Origin of the sequence: Actinomadura nitritigenes (assembly GCF_017573545.1) — a bacterium.
Classification (GTDB): Bacteria; Actinomycetota; Actinomycetes; order Streptosporangiales; family Streptosporangiaceae; genus Spirillospora; species Spirillospora nitritigenes.
The window spans coordinates 125,908-142,476 of record NZ_JAGEOK010000015.1; the positions used below are offsets into that span (position 1 = coordinate 125,908).

General features: G+C 76.4%; 17 protein-coding genes. 11 read left to right on the top strand and 6 right to left on the bottom strand.

What is annotated here, in order from left to right:
• The first annotated feature begins 63 nt into the window (after positions 1-63).
• From J4557_RS24140 to J4557_RS24150, 3 genes are all read left to right on the top strand, one after another.
• Entirely contained in the window at positions 64-1,242 is a 1,179-nt protein-coding gene (locus J4557_RS24140; RefSeq protein ID WP_208269009.1) for an acyl-CoA dehydrogenase family protein, read from the top strand.
• 191 nt (positions 1,243-1,433) lie between these two features.
• Positions 1,434-1,643: an HGxxPAAW family protein gene (locus J4557_RS24145; protein WP_151542630.1), complete on the top strand. Its 210-nt coding sequence runs from the start codon at positions 1,434-1,436 to the stop codon at positions 1,641-1,643.
• A gap of 2 nt (positions 1,644-1,645) precedes the next feature.
• Positions 1,646-1,828, top strand: a complete 183-nt coding sequence (locus tag J4557_RS24150) for a hypothetical protein (RefSeq protein ID WP_173091808.1) — start codon at positions 1,646-1,648, stop codon at positions 1,826-1,828.
• A 34-nt stretch (positions 1,829-1,862) separates the two neighbouring features.
• Here J4557_RS24150 and J4557_RS51060 read toward each other — a convergent pair whose 3' ends face one another.
• Positions 1,863-1,994, bottom strand: a complete 132-nt coding sequence (locus J4557_RS51060) for a hypothetical protein (RefSeq protein WP_279576161.1) — start codon at positions 1,992-1,994, stop codon at positions 1,863-1,865.
• A 203-nt stretch (positions 1,995-2,197) separates the two neighbouring features.
• Here J4557_RS51060 and J4557_RS24155 point away from each other — a divergent pair, with 203 nt between their 5' ends.
• A complete protein-coding gene (locus J4557_RS24155; protein WP_243776254.1) occupies positions 2,198-3,280 on the top strand; it encodes a carboxylate-amine ligase in 1,083 nt (360 codons plus the stop codon).
• Between the two features lie 83 nt (positions 3,281-3,363).
• Positions 3,364-4,299 (top strand): anti-sigma factor RsbA family regulatory protein, encoded by a 936-nt coding sequence (locus J4557_RS24160; RefSeq protein WP_208269011.1) that lies wholly within the window; start codon positions 3,364-3,366, stop codon positions 4,297-4,299.
• A gap of 31 nt (positions 4,300-4,330) precedes the next feature.
• On the opposite strand, the gene J4557_RS24165 is transcribed toward J4557_RS24160, so the two are convergent.
• Together J4557_RS24165 and J4557_RS24170 are read right to left on the bottom strand one after the other, a co-directional pair.
• Positions 4,331-5,275, bottom strand: a complete 945-nt coding sequence (locus tag J4557_RS24165; protein ID WP_208269012.1) for a phosphotransferase — start codon at positions 5,273-5,275, stop codon at positions 4,331-4,333.
• Positions 5,220-6,197 carry a DMT family transporter gene (locus J4557_RS24170; RefSeq protein WP_307800165.1) on the bottom strand — a complete coding sequence of 326 codons (978 nt, stop codon included), beginning with the start codon at positions 6,195-6,197 and terminating at the stop codon, positions 5,220-5,222. The genes J4557_RS24165 and J4557_RS24170 overlap by 56 nt, the downstream gene beginning before the upstream one ends.
• 79 nt (positions 6,198-6,276) lie before the next feature.
• Between J4557_RS24170 and J4557_RS24175 the strand changes: the two genes are divergently transcribed.
• The 6 genes from J4557_RS24175 (at position 6,277) to J4557_RS24200 (ending at position 12,526) form a co-directional block, all read left to right on the top strand.
• Positions 6,277-7,191 carry a LysR family transcriptional regulator gene (locus J4557_RS24175; RefSeq protein ID WP_208269110.1) on the top strand — a complete coding sequence of 305 codons (915 nt, stop codon included), beginning with the start codon at positions 6,277-6,279 and terminating at the stop codon, positions 7,189-7,191.
• Between the two features lie 111 nt (positions 7,192-7,302).
• Positions 7,303-7,740 carry a hypothetical protein gene (locus J4557_RS24180; RefSeq protein WP_208269014.1) on the top strand — a complete coding sequence of 146 codons (438 nt, stop codon included), beginning with the start codon at positions 7,303-7,305 and terminating at the stop codon, positions 7,738-7,740.
• A gap of 108 nt (positions 7,741-7,848) precedes the next feature.
• Complete coding sequence (locus J4557_RS24185) at positions 7,849-8,481, top strand: GNAT family N-acetyltransferase (protein ID WP_208269015.1); 633 nt, start codon at positions 7,849-7,851, stop codon at positions 8,479-8,481.
• Between the two features lie 380 nt (positions 8,482-8,861).
• Positions 8,862-9,731 (top strand): SAM-dependent methyltransferase, encoded by an 870-nt coding sequence (locus J4557_RS24190; RefSeq protein ID WP_208269016.1) that lies wholly within the window; start codon positions 8,862-8,864, stop codon positions 9,729-9,731.
• A gap of 105 nt (positions 9,732-9,836) precedes the next feature.
• On the top strand, positions 9,837-11,150 hold the full coding sequence (locus J4557_RS24195) for an acyltransferase family protein (protein ID WP_208269017.1): 1,314 nt from the start codon (positions 9,837-9,839) through the stop codon (positions 11,148-11,150).
• A 167-nt stretch (positions 11,151-11,317) separates the two neighbouring features.
• Positions 11,318-12,526, top strand: a complete 1,209-nt coding sequence (locus tag J4557_RS24200; protein ID WP_243776255.1) for a PucR family transcriptional regulator — start codon at positions 11,318-11,320, stop codon at positions 12,524-12,526.
• Between the two features lie 41 nt (positions 12,527-12,567).
• Here the strand turns inward: J4557_RS24200 and J4557_RS24205 are convergent, their stop codons facing one another.
• The 3 genes from J4557_RS24205 to J4557_RS24215 form a co-directional block, all read right to left on the bottom strand.
• Positions 12,568-13,467: an alpha/beta hydrolase gene (locus J4557_RS24205; RefSeq protein WP_208269018.1), complete on the bottom strand. Its 900-nt coding sequence runs from the start codon at positions 13,465-13,467 to the stop codon at positions 12,568-12,570.
• 104 nt (positions 13,468-13,571) lie between these two features.
• Complete coding sequence (locus J4557_RS24210) at positions 13,572-14,453, bottom strand: DMT family transporter (RefSeq protein WP_208269019.1); 882 nt, start codon at positions 14,451-14,453, stop codon at positions 13,572-13,574.
• Positions 14,453-16,393, bottom strand: a complete 1,941-nt coding sequence (locus tag J4557_RS24215) for a bifunctional phosphatase PAP2/O-acyltransferase family protein (protein WP_208269020.1) — start codon at positions 16,391-16,393, stop codon at positions 14,453-14,455. The genes J4557_RS24210 and J4557_RS24215 overlap by 1 nt, the downstream gene beginning before the upstream one ends.
• Positions 16,394-16,569: the final 176 nt, after the last annotated feature.

Sequence of the window (16,569 nt, forward strand, 5' to 3'; positions counted from 1 at the left end):
AACCGCCGGGAGGCCCGCGCCCGCCGCCGGTTAGCGGTCCGGGTGCGGGGAAGAGGCACCCGCATGACGCTGGATGCGCTGCCGGGTGACCTGTACCACATGCAAGACCTGCTCGACGGGCGCGAGAAGGAGATCGTCGAACGCGTGCGCGGCTTCCTGGAGTCCAAGGTCGCGCCGATCGCCGACGACTGCTGGAGCCGGGCCGAGTTCCCCTTCGACCTCGTTCCCCGGTACGGCGAGCTGGGCATCGCCGGGCTCGCCCACGACGAGTGCCCCGGGGAGAAGCCGAGCAGCCTGCTCACCGGGTTCCTGGCCATGGACATGGCGCGCGTCGACCCGTCCATGGCCACGTTCTTCGGCGTGCACACCGGGCTGGCGATGGGCAGCATCGGCCGGTGCGGATCGCCGGAGCAGCGCGAGCGGTGGCTGCCCGCGATGGCGCGGATGGAGAAGATCGGCGCGTTCGCGCTGACCGAGCCGGAGGGCGGCTCCGACGTCGCGCTGGGGCTGCGCACCACCGCGCGGCGCGACGGCGACTCGTGGGTGCTGAACGGCGCCAAGCGGTGGATCGGCAACGGCACGTTCGCCGACCTGATCGTCGTGTGGGCCCGGGACGAGGCCGACGACCGGGTGAAGGGGTTCGTCGTCGGCAAGGACGCGCCCGGCTTCACCGCGACCCGCATCGAGAACAAGATCGCGCTGCGCACGGTGCAGAACGCGGACCTGGCGTTCGAGGACTGCGTGGTCCCCGAGTCCGACCGGCTGCCCGGCGCGAAGGGCTTCAAGGACACCGCCGCGATCCTGCGCCGCACCCGCAGCGGCGTCGCCTGGCAGGCGGTCGGCGTGATGCTCGCCGCCTACGAGATCGCCCGCGACTACGCGGTGGGGCGCGAGCAGTTCGGGCGGCCGATCGCCAAGTTCCAGCTCGTCCAGGACCTGCTGGTCAGGATGCTCGGGAACGCGACGGCCTCGCTCGGCATGGTGGTGCGGCTGGCGCAGCTGCAGGACGAGGGGCTCTACCGCGACGAGCACTCGGCGCTCGCCAAGGCGTACTGCACCAGCCGGATGCGCGAGGCGGTGGGCTGGGGCCGCGAGCTGATGGCGGGCAACGGGATCGTCCTCGACTACGGCATCGGGCGGTTCGTCGCCGACGCCGAGGCGCTCTACTCCTACGAGGGCACCCGGGAGATCAACACGCTGATCGTCGGCCGCGCGGCGACGGGGCAGGGCGCGTTCGTGTGACGCCGCGCGCCCGCTCCGGGGGGCGGTGCGCGCCGCGCGGGCCGGAGCCGGTCGGCGCGCGGGCGGGAACGGGTCGGCGCGCCGCGGCCCCGCTGCGGGCCCGCGGGCCGGGCGTTGCTAGAGTTCGGCGTCGAGGACCCGATCACGACGGGTCTCCGTCCCCCACCGAACGCGGAAAGAGAAGACTGCGCATGTCGACTGGCAGCCACGCCGGACGCCCGAAGTCCTGGATCGCCGTGGCCATCATCTTCGTCGGTTTCGTCATCGGCGGCGTGGGCATCGTCATGGGCCCCGACTGGATCGTCTTCGGGGCGGGCGCCGCGGTCGCCGTGATCGGCGGGATCATCGCCCTCGCGGTCGACATCATGACCGACGTCGTCGTCGACGACCCCCGCCAGTAGCCGTGTTCGGGCGACCGCCCATCGAGGAGCGGATCGCGGCCCGCCAGCGCGAGCGCGGGCCGCTGAAGCCCGGGACCGTGTTCCCCCACGGGCCCGCGAAGATGCTGTTCTTCTTCGGCATCGGCGTCGTGGTGGTGACCCACATCATCGCCCTGTCGATGTACTTCGTCGACAAGGGGCCCTGACCTCCTGCCCGACCGGCCCGGACCGCCGGGCCGGTCAGCGGCGGTCCCTGTCCAGGCCGTTGTGCGGGCCCCTCCCCCGTCCGCCGAAATAGATCAGGCCGACGAGCACGAGGGCCGCGATCGCCAGCACCAGCACGAGCACGCCGACCGAGGTCGAGCCGGTCATCCGGACCACCTTCCTTCGTCGTTGCGCGGCGTCTCCCCCTCAACGCTGCCCGCTGAGCGGCGGGTCAAAAGAACGTCAAGAGGAATCCCGCCCCGGAGCGCGGCCACCTCCGGTGGGTGCGAAGCGGGCCGCGAGAACGTACCGTCGAAGTGACGCGGCCGCCTGCGAGCCCCCGACCCCGAGGTGGTGGGATGGCCCTGCGAATGGGAATCGAGGAAGAGTACTTCGTCGTCGATCCCGGTTCCCGTGAGGTCGTCCCCCGCGCCGCCGCCGTGGTGCGGCGCGCGGAGCGGGCGCTCGGCGAGCGCGCCTCCACGGAGCTGGTCGACTTCCTGGCCGAGGCGAAGACCCCGCCCTGCGACGACCTGGACAAGCTGGAGGAGCAGGTCGGGGCGATGCGCGCCGCGATGGCGGGCGCCGCCGCCGCCGAGGGGGTGCGGCTGGCCGCGACCGGCACGCCCGTGCTCGGCGACCTCGTGCCCGCGCCGATCGGCGCGGGCGCCCGCTACGCCGAGAGCCTCGCGGTCTACCGGGCGCTGGACGACGAGCAGAGCATCTGCTCCTGCCACGTCCACGTCGAGATGCCCGACCGGGAGCGGGCCGTCGCGGTCAGCAACCATCTGCGGCCATGGCTGCCGACGCTGCTGGCGCTGGCGGCCAACTCGCCGTACTGGGCGGGCCGCGACACCGGGCACGCGTGCTGGCGGGCCATGACGTGGGCGCGCTGGCCGGTGGCGGGGCCGCCGCCGTACTTCGAGTCGTACGCGCACTACGAGGAGCTGGTCGGCACGCTGCTGGGCTGCGGCGCGCTGATGGACACCGGCACCATCTTCTGGGACGTCCGGCCGTCGGCGCGGCTGCCCACGGTCGAGGTGCGGCTCGGCGACGTCGCGCCGACCGCGGCGGACGCGTCGGTGTTCGCGGCGCTGATCCGCGCGCTCGTCGAGATGTCGGTGCGCGCGGTGGAGGCCGGGGAGCCCCCGCCCGGCCCGTCGCAGGAGATGCTGCGCGCGGCGTACTGGCTGGCGGCCCGCGACGGGCTGGCGGGCGACGGCGTGGACGTGTGCACGGGCCGTCCCGCGGCGTTCCGCGAACTGGCCGGGGACCTGCTCGCGCACGTGCTGCCCGCGCTGCGCGACAGCGGCGACCTGGACCGGGTCGCGGCCGGCGTGCGGCGGCTGATGACCGGCGGGACGGGCGCGGAGCGGCAGCGCGCCGCGTACCGCCGCAGGGGACGGCTCACCGACGTGGTGGACGCCGCCCTCCTCCACGCCCGAGCGCTATGAGATGATTCACCCCGTTTTCACCTGCTCGTTCACGGGTACGGGGGGTGAACCGCGTTCACTGACGGCTTGGGGGCCACGGGGAGATGGATCCGGACGACGCGTCACCGGGGGATCCGTTCGTCCATCCCGCCCTCTTCTACCGGGGCGAGGAGGAGTACCTCGCCGGAACCGTCCCGTTCCTCCGCGACGGCCTCGACGCCGGCGAACCGGTGGCCGTCGCCGTCCCCGGGCCCCGGCTCGGCGTGCTCCGCACGGCGCTCGGCGCGGCCGCCGACGGTGTCCGGTGGCTGGACATGACCGAGGCGGGCCGCAACCCGGGCCGGATCATCCCCGGCGTGCTCCGCGAGTTCGCCGACCGCCACCCCGCCGGGCGCGTCCGGATCATCGGAGAGCCGGTCTGGCCCGGCCGGACCGGCACCGAGTACCCCGCCTGCGCCCAGCACGAGGCGCTGATCAACCTGGCGTTCGCCGGCCGCGAGGTGTCCATCCTGTGCCCCTACGACCTGGCGGGCCTGGACGCCGTCGTGATCTCCGACGCCCGGGCCACCCACCCGGTCGTCATCGACCGGCACGGCACGCGGGCCAGCGGCGACTACGCGCCCGGCCGCGTCATCGACTCCTACAACCGGCCGCTGCCCGAGCCGTCCGACGCCGCGCGGATGAGCTTCGACCTGGACGGGCTCCCCCGCGTCCGCGAGTTCACCTGCCGCTGGGCCCGGCATCTCGGCCTCGCTCCGGACCCGGCGGGGGACCTCGAGGTGGCCGTGCACGAGCTCGCCGCCAACTCCTGCCTGCACGGCGGCGGGAAGGGGACGGCGCGGATCTGGTCCGAGGACGGCCAGGTCGTCTGCGAGGTCAGCGACGCCGGCACCATCGACGACCCGCTCGCCGGGCGCCGCCCGGCGGCGATGAGCCCGCTCGGCGGACGCGGGATCCTGCTGGTCAACCACCTCGCGGACCTCGTCCGCGTGCACACCGGTCCCGGCGGCACCGCCATCCGCGTGTACATGCGGGTCTGAGGCCCGCTCGACGGCCCGCCCGGCGGCCCGCTCAGCCCGCGACGGCGCGGCCGATGCCGGCGAGCGCCTCGGCGAGCAGGGCCGCGCGCCCGGTGGACGCGGCCCATTCGGCGAGCGTCGCGCTGAGGTTCAGCGCCAGCACGCGGGCGGCCGCCTCCCGCTCCGGCGGGACGGGGCCGTACGCGGCCAGCAGCGCGGCGCGGGCGGCGCCGGAGAACCCGGCGTAGGCGATCGACAGGTCGACGGCCGGGTCCGCCAGGCACAGGTCGCCCCAGTCGATGACTCCGGCGGCTCGTCCGCCGCGGTCGAGCAGCAGGTGCCGGACGTGCAGGTCCCCGTGGACGATCACCGGCCCGCCGGGCGGCGGGTCCAGGTGCCGCGCGCCGGCGAGGAGGTCCGTGACGGCACGGTCCCGCTCCCAGACGCCGAGGCGGACCAGCGAGTCCAGCCGGGGGTGCGTCCGCGCGGCGCGGACGGCGGGGTCCGCCCGCTTCATCGGGTCGTGCGGCAGCCCGCCCCCCGCCTCGGCGGCGAGCGCCGGGTCGTGCAGCGCGCGGAGGAAGGCGCCGACGCGCTCCGCGAGGGCCGTCCGGTCCTCGTCGCGGGGCCGGACCTCGGCGAGTTCGCGTCCGGGGATCATCCGCGCGCCCCAGAACGGCCACGGGAACTCCTCCGACGGCCCGGCGGTGAAGCGCGGCAGGGGGATCGGCAGCGGCAGGCGCGGGGCGATCGCGGGAAGCACCGCGATCTCGCGCTCGACGCCGGGGACGGCGATCCGCCTGCGGGGGAAGCGGAACGCCCACTCGCCGCCGACCAGGAAGACCGTGTTGTCCCAGCCGGTGGCGAGCGCCTCCACCGGGGCGCCCGCGAGGCCGGGGAACCGGGCGCCGACCAGCGCGGCGGCCGCCTCCGCCGTCACCTCATGTTCGGGCTCCCATTCGGGAGCGGGCGATGGCGCGGGCGGCGGAGTCGTCACGCCGATGAACCGTACCCGGCGGCGACGGCGGGCGCGCGCCCTCGGGGCGTCCGGCGCTCCGGCGGCCGGCGCGCCGTCCGGCCAGGCGGACCGCCGCGAGGACGAGCACGCAGCCCGCGATCTGCGAGAAACCGGGGCGCTCGCCGAGGACCGCCGCGCCGAACACGACGGCCAGGACCGGCTGCAGGAGCAGCAGAGTCCCGCCCTCCTCGGCGCGGAGCCTGGGCAGCGCGGCGCCGATGAGCATCCATCCGCAGACCTGGCCCGTCACGGCCAGGGCGGCGAGCCAGCCGAGCGCGGCCCAGCCGGGCGCCGGGTCGACGCCCTGCCACGGCGCGCCGATCACGACCGCCATGGCGCCCGCGCCGCAGGTCGACAGCAGGACGGGCTGCGCCCGGTGCTCCTGCCCCCGTCCGGCGACGCGCGTGAGGAACAGGTAGCCCGCGTAGGCGGCGCCGGCGGCAACGCCGAGAGCGATCCCGGCGGCCGGGTCCGTGCCCGTCCCGTGCTCGGCGACCCCGCCGGCGAGCGCCACCCCGCCGAGCATCACCGGGACGGCGAGCGCGAACGGCCGGGACGGGCGCTCGCCGAAGACGGCAAGCGCCAGCAGCGGCACCACCACGACCTGCACGTTCACCAGGACGGTCGCGATCCCGGCGCCGACCCGGTCGATCGACGCGCCCCACAGCACCAGGTCGGCGCCCAGCAGGAGCCCGGCCGCCACGTCCACCGCCCCGCGCCGGCGCGGCCCGGCGCGGCGCCGCTCCCGCAGGGCGAGCGGCGCCAGCACCGGCAGCGCGAGCGCGCAGCGGAAGAACGCGGCGGTCCCCGGCGAGACGCCGGACAGCCGGAACAGGATCGCCGAGACGGAGATGAACGCGGCCCCGGCGATCGCGAGCAGACGCGGGTCGATCCTTCGCACGCCTCCACGCTGCCGCGCCCGACCAATTAGCACAAGCGAATGTTCTTCAGCGGAAATCGGTAGTATCTCTACCGTGACGATGAACCTGGAGCGGCTCCGGGCGCTGCACGCGGTCTCGGTGCACGGATCGATCGCGGCGGCGGCCGAGGCGATGCACGTGACGCCGTCCGGCGTCTCGCAGCAGCTGGCCAAGCTCGAACGCGAGACCGGCCACCGGCTGCTCGAACCGCAGGGCCGCGGCGTGCGCCTCACCCGCGCGGGCCAGGTCCTGGCGGAGCACGCCGGGCGGGTGCTCGCGCAGCTGTCGGCCGCCGCCGCCGAGCTGGACGGGCTGCGCGCGGACGTGACCGGGCCCGTGCGGCTCGGCGCGTTCGTCACCGCCGCCCGGTCGGTGCTGCCGCCCGCGCTCGCCGCGCTGCGCGAGCGGCACCCCGGCCTGTCCCCCACCCTCCGGGAGGGCGAGACGGAGAACGTGCTGCCCGCCCTGGCGCGCGGCGACCTCGACGTGGCGATGGTGGAGAGCTGGGACACGCTGCCGACCCCGTTCCCCGCCTCGGTGTCGAACGTCCTGCTGTCCTCCGACGTCATCGACCTCGCGCTCCCGGCCGCGCACCCGCTCGCCCGCCGCCGCACCGTCGACCTGCACGAGCTGCGCGGCCTGCGATGGGCGGCCTGGACCGCCGGCGGGACCTGCGAGAAGCAGATCGTCCAGACGCTGCGCGAGAACAACGTCGACCCCGAGATCGCCTGCAACGTGGCGGACTACCCCACCCAGCTGGCGTTCGTCGCCGCCGGGCTCGCCGCCGCGATGATCCCCCGGCTCGGCCGCGACCCGGTGCCCGCCGGGGTCCGGATGCTCGCCACCCGCCCGGTCGTGCGCCGCAAGATCTATGTGGCGTGGCGGACGGAGGCCGCGGGGCCGGCCGTCGACGCGTGCGTCGAGGCGCTGCGCGCCGCCGCCGAGCGCTTCTCGGAGGACCGCCTCGCGTCCTGAGCGGCGGGAGGCGGCGAGCCGTGGCCGAGACTTGACCGCGGCTTCAGGTGTAGCGCGCCGCTCGCGGGAATGATCCCTGCGCCCTGAATCTCCCGATCGTTATGGGGAACGATGCGTTTTCTTGCTCGCGCGCACCAGATGCCCGTCCGGCTGATCGTGGGCGCGTTCGTGCTGAACTCGGGCCTGTCGAAGCTCAAGGGCGACGAGGGGACGGCCGACTACGTCCACGGGACCGCCAAGACCGCCTACCCGTTCCTGGAGTCGCAGGACAAGAGCGAGTTCACGCGCAACCTCGGCGCGACCGAGGTCGCGCTCGGCACCGCGCTGGTCACCCCGCTGGTCCCGACGCTGCTGGCGGGCGGGGCGCTCACCGCGTTCGCGGGCGGGCTCATCGGCCTCTACCTGCGGCTGCCCGGCATGCGCGAGGGGCTGCGCCCCACGCAGCAGGGGATCCCGCTCGCCAAGGACTCCTGGCTGATCGGGATCGGCGCCACGCTGGTGCTGGAGGAGCTGAGCCGGGCCCGCGAGGGGCGCCGCGGCCGCCGCTGACCGTCCCTTGCCCGGACCCTCGCCGGCCTGGGCGCCCCGCGGAAGCGCCCCGCCTTGACGGGGCCGCCGCGTCCGGCGAGGATCGGCGCGTCCCGAGGAGGCCCCGCCATGCCGTCCCACTCCCAGCCCTCTCCGCTCGTCCGCGCGGCGGGCGGCGCCGACGCCGCCGCGATCGCCGCGGTGCTCGGGCGCGCGTTCGACGACGACCCGGTCTGGCGCTGGATCCTGCCCGACGAGGCGTCCCGCGTCCGCCGGCTGACCGGCGTGTTCGGCATCCTGCTGCGGCACGTGCACCTGCGGCACGAGGGCACCGAGGCGGCGGGCCGCGGGCCGGACGTGGAGGCCGCCGCGCTGTGGGACCCGCCGGGGCTCTGGCGCGTCCCGGCGCGTGCCCAGGCGGCGCAGGCCGGGCCGCTGCTGCGCACGCTCGGCCGCCGGGTGCCGGCGGCGCTGCGCGCCCTCGGCGAGATCGAGAAGCACCATCCGCCGGAGCCGCACTGGTACCTGGCGGTGCTCGGCACCGACCCGCCCGCGCAGGGCAACGGCCTCGGCGGGGCGCTGCTGCGCTCGAGGCTGGACCGCTGCGACGCCGAGGGCCTCCCGGCCTACCTCGAGAGCTCGAAGGAGCGGAACGTCCCGTACTACGAGAGGTTCGGGTTCCGGGTGACGCGGGAGCTCGCCATGCCGGGCCGGGGCTGCCCGCCGGTGTGGCTGATGTGGCGGGATCCGAACAGCGGCTGACCGGAATCCCGACACGCGGGTGCACCTTCGGTTAAGGCCCTGTCATGGCCGGAAGCGGCCACCTCCGGGAGGACGGTCGCGGCACGCGTGGCGGACCGGTGACGGTCCGCCGCCTCGCCGCGCTCCTGATGCCCGTCGCCCCCGCGCCCGGAAGGCGGAGATCACCGCCAAACGCGGGTGACCCCATGCGGCCATGCCGGCGGCGTTTTCCGGCCCGACCGGGGGCAGCGGCCGCGCCGCCCCCGCCCGTGCGGCCTACCGTCGAAGGGTAGCCACCCCACGATTGGTGAAGCGCCCATGACGCCGTCCCGCCCGCCGTCCCGCACGCGCCGCCGCGCCGCTCCCTTCCGGTCCGGGTACCAGGCCGGGACGGCGCGCCCATGAGCCTGCGCGCCGTGGGCACCGAGCCCGCCGCCGCCGGCCCCTCCGCCGCCCAGTCGTCCCGGCGCGCCGGGACGACCGCCGTCCCGGCGTCCGGCGGCGCCGCGCTCGCCCTGCACCGGCCCGCCTCCTCCCGCGTGCACGACCACCTCCTCGGCGGCAAGGACAACTACGCCGCCGACCGCGACCTCGCCCGGCAGGTCCTGGACGTCCTGCCGCAGGCGGCGGACGCCGCGCGCGACGGCCGGGCGTTCCTCGCCCGCGCGGTCCGCGCCTGCGCCGAGCGCGGCGTCCGGCAGTTCCTCGACCTCGGCTGCGGCCTGCCCGCCGGCGACAACCTGCACCAGATGGCCGCGCGGCACACCGCCGGCCCCCGCGTCGTCTACGTCGACGCCGACCCGCTGGTGATCGCGCACGCCCGCGCGCTGCTGGTCGAGGGCGGCAACATCGCCGCGCTCCAGGCCGACCTGCGCGACCCGGCGTCGATCCTGGCCGCCCCGCAGGTGCGGCGGCTGATCGACCCGGCCGAGCCGGTGGCGCTGGTGTTCTCCTCCGTCCTGCACCTCCTGCCGGACCCGCACGTCCCGCTCGCCGCGCTCGGCGCCGCGGCCGCGCCGGGCAGCGCGCTCGTCGTCTCGCACGCCACCGCCGACCACGCGCCTGCGGCGGTCGCCGAGGCGGCCCGGCGGTACGCGGCGGCGGGCGCCGGGCCGCTGCTGCCCCGCACCGCCCGCGAGATCGAGCGGCTCTTCGGGCCGTTCGCACCGCTGCCCCCCGGCCTCGTGCCCGCCGGGCGGTGGCGCGCCGGGAGCCCGCCCTCGGCGGACGGAACGGCGATCCTGTACGCGGGCGTCGGCGTCCGCTCCTAGCCCCCGGACGGCGGGCTTCGGGGCAGGTTCCCGGACACGCCGTGTTCAGGTGATGTTCAGGGGCTCTGTGGAGAACGCGGAGGCAGGGCCCCTAGGGTGGCCCGGATGCCGACGAACACTCTCACCACGGAAACGAAGGCGAACGGCGCGACGGCGGCCACGGCGTCCCGGATGGGCTGGCTCGACGCCCTGCGGGGCCTGGCCGCGCTGGTGGTGGTGTTCGAGCATTCCCTGGACGTGCTGCTCCCCGAGGTCCGCCGGAACGTGAGCCCGTGGTTCGACTTCGGGCGGTACGGGGTCTTCCTGTTCTTCCTGATCAGCGGCTACGTCGTGCCGTTCTCGCTGGTCCGGCGGGGCAGCGTCCGCACGTTCTGGGTCGGCCGGCTCTTCCGGCTCTACCCGGCCTGGTTCGTGTCCGTCGGGCTCATGCTCGCGCTCGGCGTGACCGGCGTGTCGTGGGGCCTGCCGAACGGGCTCGGCGACCGCCCGTGGATCTCCGCGGTCGCCCATCTGACGATGCTGCAGGACCTCCTCGGCGTGCCCAACGTCGTCAACGTCTTCTGGACGCTGTCCTACGAGATGGTGTTCTACCTCCTCATCACCGCGATGTTCATCGCGGGCGTGAAGGGCGCGAGCGCCCGGGTCTCGCTCGGCTTCGGCGTGGCCGCCGCGATGCTCGGCGTCTCGCTGCCGTCCGCGCTGCTGGCCACCCGCTGGCCCGGCGCGACCCCGATGGTCGCGGCGGCCGCCCTCGCGGCCGGCATCGCGGCCATGGTCAGCGGCCGTCCGGCGGTGCGCCGCGCGGGCGTCGCGATCGTCGCGGCGCTCGCACTGACGCTGCTCGTCCTGGACAGCCGGATCGGCGGCGTCGAGAGCCTCTGCATCATCGCCACGATGTTCGCCGGGACGGCGGTGCGCGGCATCCAGGACGGCCGGATGCCGGCGAAGCCGGCCGCCGCGATGGTCGCCCTCGTCCCGGTCCTGACCCTGCTGGCGGGCCTGCGCCCGCCCGCGACCTGGGCCGCGCACGGCTACTCCCAGTCGCTCGGCGTCGACTGGTCGATCGGCGTGGCCGCCGCCTGGCTGACCTTCCTCGGCGGCCTGGCCCTGCGGCACCGCCGGATGCCCCGCGCGCTGATGTGGCTCGGGCTCGTCAGCTACTCGGTCTACCTGCTGCACCCGATGATCGTCCAGATGGTCTGGCGGGTCGCCGGGGAGCGCGACGCCATGCCGCTGTGGGTGCGGCTGGCCTGGTGGGGCGTGCTGCTGGCCACCGTCCTCGTCGCCGCCGGCCTGGCGCACCGCTACGTCGAGCGCCCGGCGCAGCGCCTCGGCCGCCGGCTGACCCGCCGCGAGCCCCGCGCGCCCGAACCGCCCGCGGAGCCGCCCGCGCCGCTGCCGGAACCCGCCGTCCCCTAGCCGCCGGGGGGACGGCCGGGACCGCCGGGGCACGTGATACGCATTACAGGAGGATTCCGACTACCTTCCGTCCCGACATCCGCCTTCACCGCGAGTGCACCTGATGGTGACAGCGATCACTTTCTTGCCTAGGGTGAGGCCGGTTCACCCTCCCCGAGGGAGGCTCCATGGTCAGTCCCCTGCCGAACGGACACCGGATGGCACAAGGGTCGATGCCCGCCGAGCTGCCCGACCTGCTGCGCCAGCACCTGCAGGCCGCCATCGAGGAGATGGAGCGGGAGATCCGCGACCAGGTGCCCGAGTACGGGGGCGACGGCGACGGCGCCTACGCCCTGCGGGTCGAGCGGACGGTCGGCGAGACGGTCGCGTTCTTCGTCGACTCCGTCGACCACCCGGACGCCGACGCGCGGCACCTGACCGAGCTGTACATGCGCCTCGGCGAGCAGGAGGCCCGGCAGGGGCGCGGGCTGGAGGCGCTGCAGAACGCGATGCGGGTGAGCAGCCAGATCGCCTGCCGCCGCTTCATCAAGGACGCCTACCGGCTCGGCTGGTCCCGCGAGACGCTGGGCCGCCTGACCGACTCGCTGTTCATGCTCGTGGCGCGCATCGCCGACGCGGCGGCGCAGGGCTACGCCCGCGAGCAGGGGCAGCTGGCGACCGAGCGGGAGCAGCGCCGCGAGCGGCTGCGGGACGCGCTGGTCGCCGAGCCGTCGCCCGGGCACGAGGCGATCACCGAGCTGGCGGTCGCGGCCCGCTGGGACCCGCCGCGCAGCGTCGGGCTGGTCGCGCTGCCCGCCGCCGCGCCCGCGGGCGCCCGGATCCTGCCGCCGGCGGTGCTGGCCGCGTGGGACGCGCCCGTCCCGTTCCTGGTCGTCCCCGACCCGGAGGGGCCCGGGCAGGACCGGCTGTGGGCGGCGCTGCGCCGGCTCGGCACCGCCGCGATCGGGCCGACGGTGCCGCTCACGCAGGGCGCGGTGTCGCTGCGGTGGGCGCGGCACGCGCTGACCCTCGTCGAGCGGGGCCTGCTGCCCGGCGGGGCGCCGGTCCGGTGCGTCGAGCACATCGCCTCGCTGGCCACGCTGGCGGCGGAGGAGCTGGTCGGCGCGACCGCCGGGGCCGTGCTCGGCCCGCTGCTCGACCTGGCGCCGGCGCGCCGTCAGCCGCTGGCCGAGACGCTGCTGACCTACCTGCAGTCCGGCGACAACGCCGTCCTCGCGGCCGAGCGGCTGCACATCCACGAGCAGACCGTCCGGTACCGGCTGCGGCGCATCGCCGAGCTGACCGGCGGCCGGTTCACCGACCTCGACGGCCGCCTCGACGTGATGCTGATGCTGAGCTGGCTGGTGCGGTCCGGGCGCGCGGAGGACCCCGCCTGACCACGCCTGCCCACGCCTGACCCGGCCGCCCGGCCGCCCGGCTAGGTTCCGGCGAGGTGGTGGCCGAGGAACGCGAGCTGCGCCCGGAGGCGGGGACGCCAGAAGCCGCCGTCGTGGCATCCGCCGCCCATGGACCCCTCCGGATGGATCCGGCCGCGCAGCTTGCGGACCATCGGCGCGAACGGGTCGCTCGTGCCGCAGTCGACGCGGATCGGGACGCCCTTCAGCGCGTCCAGGTCGTGGAAGACGTCGTTGCGGGCGAAGTCCGCGGCGCCGTCGAAGGACCGCGCGTTGGTACGGCGCGCGTCCTCGTAGGAGGCGAACAGGGCCGGGGACGAGGCGACCACGGCGGCCGTCCGCCCGGCGCCCAGCCTGCGCGCCAGCACGAGCGCCCCGTAGCCGCCCATCGACCAGCCGATGGCCCCGATCCGGGCGGTGCGGGCGCCCTGCCCGCGCAGCCGGGGCAGCAGCTCGTCGACGATCATGCCGATGGGGTCGTCGCCGTCCGCCCGGGCGTGCCAGTAGCCGTCGGGCCCGCCGTCGACGGCGACGATCGCGAACGGGGGGACGCCGCCGCGCGCGACCGCGTCCGGGAGGTAGTGGTCCAGCGCGAGGGACCGCACGGCGGACGCTCCGTCCCCGCCGCTGCCGTGCAGGGCCACGGCGACCGGGAGGCCGCGCAGGGACGTGTGCGCCGCGGGCAGGACGACGGTCGCGGTGACGTCCGTGCGGCGGTGCGCCGAACGCCAGGTGACCTGCCGGACGGCGGTGGACGCGGCGGGCGGCGCGGGCACGTCCCCGCACCTGCCGAGCGCCTTGGCGAGGCGGACCCTGCCGGGCAGGACGTCGTGCTCGACGAGGGCGTAGCCGGTCCCGCCGGCCGCCGCGAAGGCGCCGAGCCCGCTGAGGCCGCCGATCAGCACCGCGCGTCTGGAGATCACAGGAGTCCTTCCGGAAGAGAGCCGTCACCCGCTTGGATCTCCGAAAGGCCGGGAAGGTTCCGCGGAGATCGCAGTCGGCGGGCGGAAGGCGGGAACCGTCCCGGTCAGGGCGCGGCGGGTTCGTCGGCGCGGCCCGGCGCGGACTGGGAGTGCGACAGGACGGTCACCCCCGCGGTGAGCAGGACCGCGCTCAGCGCGACCGCGGCGAGGGCCGACGGCGACCGCGGCGGCTGCGTGTGGAAGGCGAAGACGGCCAGCACGTAGGACGCGACGGGGTTGGTCATCGTCATCGCGGTCATCGCGGCGGGCAGCGATCCGGCGGCGAACGCCTTCTGCTCCAGCACGAGCCCGAGCAGCGTGGACCCGGCGAGCGCGTACCCGGGCCAGTCGAGCGCCGTGGCGGCGACGCCGCGCTCGACCAGGTCGGCGGTGGTGAGCTTGATGAGCACGGCGGTCGCCGCGAACATCAGCCCGGAGCAGATCCCGAGCAGCACGGCCCGGACCGTCCCGCGGCGGATGTTCGCGGCGCGCGACAGCGCCAGCACGAACGGGGCGGCGACCAGCCCGGCGAGGATCAGCCGGGGCCGGGACGGCTCGCCCTGCGAGGGGATCGCGCCGGGCACGGTGAACAGCACCGCCAGGCCCGCGGTGACGGCGATCCCGCCGACCAGGTCGCCGCGGGCCGGGCGGCGGCCGAGCACGGCGGCGCCGAGCAGGATGGTGAACACCAGCTGGGTGACCAGCAGCGGCTGGACGAGCGCGGTGGAGCCCAGGTGCAGGGCGGCGGCCTGGCACATGAACCCGCCGAGGTTCGAGGCCCAGCCCGCCAGCCACACCGGGTCGCGCAGCAGGGCGCCGATCAGCTGGACGGCGGGGACGCGGCCCTTCCCCTCGCCCACGGCGCGGCGCGCCGCCCGGTACTGCAGCGCGGCGGCCCCGGCGAACAGCAGCGCCGCCAGCACGCTGAACGCGGCCGACCACGCCATCAAGGCGTTCCGGTCTGCGCGCCGCTGCGGCCGGGACCGGCGTCGACGCCGAACTCGGCCGCGAGCTTCTCGAACGCCCGCAGCAGGCCGCCGGCGAACCGGTCCGCGCCGGGCAGCGCCCGGGTGTCGGTGATCACGGAGACGTGCAGGGCCCCGTCCCGGCTCAGCGCGCCGACCGCGATCGGGACGCCGCGGGCGGGCGCCAGGATCGGGTGGATGCCGCCGAGCGGCGCTCCGGCCAGCGCCAGCGGGCCTGAGGGGCCGCGCAGGTTCGCGACGACCGCGCCGGCGAACGGGGCCGGGCCCGGGGGCGGGGCGGACCGCTCCCCGGCCGTCCGGCGCATGTCCGCCAGCCGCGCCCGTAAGGGGCGGCCGTCGACGGGGACGTCCAGCCGGCGGGCGCCGCCGGGACCGTCGAACGCGGCGGCGCGTCCCCGGACGGGGAGCGCCCCGGACGGCTCGGACGGGAGGGACGGGACGGCGACGCGCAGCGTCCACGCGCCCGGCGGCGCGGCGCCCCGCCCCGCGGCGGCCTCTGCGGCGGCGTCGCCGGTCAGGGCGGCCAGCAGGCCGGCGACCCGGACGCCGGCGGCGCGGGCGACCTCGCGGACCCGGTCCAGCGGCAGCGTGGCGGTCCCGAAACCGTGCCGGGGGACGGCCGGACCGATGAGCGCGGGGGGCTCCGCCAGGGCGGGCGGCGCGGGCGCCGGCAGCGCCGCGGCCCGGCCGGGCGCGGGGGCGTCCCGGGCCGGGTCGAGGATGCCGCGCAGCACGTCGAAGGGTCCGTCGCCGTCCGCGAGGGCGCGGTGGAGCAGGACGACCACGGCGTCCGGGGCGGTTCCGCCGCCGCGGACCAGGTGGAGCCGCCACGGCGGGCGGCCGGAGCCGAACGGCTCCGCGATCAGCCGCGCGACCAGGGCGTCCCGGGCGAGGCGGTCGCCCGGCGCGGGCAGCGCGCACTCCCGGACGTGCCAGGCCAGGTCGATCTCGCCGGCGTCCTCCCAGCGCGCCCGTCCCGGCGGGCCGGGCCGCCGGAGCCGCCGGGTGAGGCGCGGCAGGTCGGGGAGCCGCTCGGCCAGCAGCGCGCGCACGCGCCCGGCCGTCGGACCGGGCCCGTCGAACTCCGCGACGCCCCCGACGACCCGCGGCGCCTCCGCGCTCTCACCGGACGCGGGCGGCACGCCGGCCCCGCCCCGCCGCCACGCGAGCCTCGCGCGCAGCGCCTCGGCGCCCGCCGCGGCCGGGATCAGCAGCAGGCCGCCCGGGATGTCCACCACGTAGTGCGCGGCGGTCGCGACGATCACCAGGCCGGTGACCACCAGGTGCAGGGCGCACAGCCAGGCGACGGCGGCGCCGCAGCGGGCGCGGACGGCGGTGGCGCCGATCCACGCCACCCAGCCGATGTGCAGGCTGGGCATCGCCGCGTACGGGTTGGCGCCCGCCGAGACCGCGCCGGTCCCCCAGGTGGCGGGCGGGTGGTGCAGCGCGATGATGTCGGTGTACCCCTCGCCGGGCAGCAGCCGCGGCGGGGTCGAGGGCCACACCGCGAAGCAGCAGATCGCGATCAGGGTGATCCAGATCAGCATGTTGCGCGCCCACGGGTAGGCCGGGCTCCGCCGCCACCACAGGTAGCCGAGGAACCCGAAGGTGGCGAGCACGTACGTCGTCGCGTACTCCCACGCGGCCAGCGCGCCGAGCCACCCGTGGCGGATCAGCACGCCGTTGAGCCCGTGCCCGGCGTCCAGGTGCGCCCGGCGCTCCAGCTCCAGCAGCGCCCGGCCGTGGGCGTCGCTGACGGCGCGGTCCCCCGCGAACGCGTGCGTGAACACGAGGTACACCGCCAGCACGACCAGCCCGGCGGCGATCTCGCGCGCGGCCGAGGCCGCGCGCCCGCGCCCCCGCTCGCGCGCGCCGGACGGGGCCGCCTCGCACCGGGTCACGCCGCTCCTCCCGCCTCGCCCATCGCACCACCCCCTCCGATCATCCTCCCCACGATCGAACCCGACGACCACGACCGGGGCGGCCGATCGCCGCCTTTTCCACGGCGGAGACCCACAGAACCGCTCCAACCGGTACTTGTCCGTGGAGTCGGTGATCTACGTTGGAAGGCCCCGGG